This is a genomic window from Pseudomonas sp. Fl4BN1 (assembly GCF_009908285.1).
Taxonomy (GTDB): Bacteria; Pseudomonadota; Gammaproteobacteria; order Pseudomonadales; family Pseudomonadaceae; genus Aquipseudomonas.
This window is the reverse complement of the sequence record NZ_JAAARM010000139.1, coordinates 1-396: the sequence shown is the minus strand read 5'-3', so window position 1 is coordinate 396 and position 396 is coordinate 1. Positions and strand designations below refer to the sequence as shown.

Here is a 396-nt window from a genome sequence, read left to right as displayed (position 1 = left end):
GTTGACGGCCTGCTTTTCTACGGCCAGCGCAGACATCACGGTGAAGATGGTGGTGCCGACATTCGGTAGCCGCGACGGCGGCGGGGCGATGGGCGCGAGCGATTCAACAGTGGTCATGACAAGACGGCTTCAGGCTTGATTTGGGATTGCAGCAAGGGACGCGTTTTCCAACTGGACCAGCGCGACGAACTGCTTGGGCGGCAACACCGCCACGTCGCAATACTTGGCCATGCGGCGCTTGAGCTTGAGCACGGCGCGGTCCTTGGAAACGAGATAGGCAACGTCGGCGGCATCGGCGAGCGCGAGAAATTTCTGGTCGTCGCGATCCTTGCAGCGCGGGACGAACGCTTCGCCTTCCACGCGCGCCGCGTCTTCAGGATCGGCGACGGATCGGGT

The 396-nt window shown here is 62.9% G+C and carries 1 protein-coding gene; it reads right to left on the bottom strand.

All coding sequences use genetic code 11. The features are described 5' to 3' along the window. Window positions 1–129: 129 nt before the first annotated feature. Window positions 130–396: PIN domain-containing protein (locus GV818_RS33940; RefSeq protein WP_161778768.1), on the bottom strand; the 267-nt coding region annotated here is incomplete at its 5' end.